This is a genomic window from Caballeronia sp. M23-90 (assembly GCF_053574605.1).
The window spans coordinates 1-967 of record NZ_JBSIPA010000889.1 but is presented as its reverse complement, the minus strand read 5'-3'; the positions used below and the strand labels follow the sequence as shown (position 1 = coordinate 967).

General features: G+C 63.6%; 1 protein-coding gene and 1 pseudogene. One reads left to right on the top strand and one right to left on the bottom strand.

From position 1 onward, the window contains the following. A pseudogene (locus ACRXB1_RS36775) lies at nucleotides 1-695 on the bottom strand (aminotransferase class V-fold PLP-dependent enzyme); the annotation flags it as partial. A gap of 81 nt (nucleotides 696-776) precedes the next feature. Between ACRXB1_RS36775 and ACRXB1_RS36770 the strand changes: the two are divergent. Continuing rightward, nucleotides 777-967: hypothetical protein (locus ACRXB1_RS36770; RefSeq protein ID WP_449494869.1), on the top strand; the 191-nt coding region annotated here is incomplete at its 3' end.

Below are 967 nucleotides of genomic sequence, written 5' to 3'. Positions count from 1 at the left end.
TCGGCAACGCGCACGCGCGGCTTGCGGCTCACGAACAGCGCGCCGATGCCCTTCGGCCCGTAAACCTTGTGCGCCGTCATGCTCATCAGACTGGCGTTGAGAGTATGCGCATCGATCGGCACTTTGCCCGGCGCCTGCGTGGCGTCGATATGAAAGACGATGCCGCGCTCGCGGCAGAGCCGCCCCACCTCTTCGACCGGCTGCACGACGCCGATCTCATTGTTCACCAGCATCAGCGACACGAGGATCGTGTCGGCGCGCAGCGCCGCGATCAGCGCGTCGATGTCGACGAGCCCATTTTCCCGTACGTCTAGATACGTGACTTCGAATCCGTCGCGCTCCAGCGCGCGCATCGTGTCGAGCACGGCTTTGTGTTCGGTCTTCGCGGTGATCAGGTGCTTTCCGCGGCTGCGGAGGAATTCGGCGGTGCCCTTGATGGCGAGATTATTGGACTCGGTGGCACCCGAGGTCCAGATGATTTCGCGGGGATCGGCATTGATCAGCGCGGTCACTTCTTCACGCGCGTTTTCCACCGCGCGTTCCGCGTCCCAGCCTTAGGCGTGCGAGCGCGACGCCGGGTTGCCGACATGCTCGCATAGATACGGGATCATCTTCTCGGCGACGCGCTTGTCCACCGGCGTGGTCGCGGAGTAGTCGAGGTAGATGGGCAGTCGGAGGGAAGGAGCGGAATTCAAGATGGAAAGGCGTCGTTGGTCGTTTTCTGTGAATGCACTGCGCGCGGTATCTGTTACGCGAATGCACAGGAGGGCGCGGCGTTGGACGAACCGACGGAGGTCGTCACGCGCTTGGCCGGCATGGCGCCTGCGCGATTGCGTATCGCGGTCATTTGCGCGGCGATGGAAACGGCGATTTCGGGCGGCGTACGGCTGTTGATCGGCAGTCCGATCGCCGCGTTCGATATGACCTGCGCGGAGATCGACCGCCTGCACGCGCCGATCGGACTGCA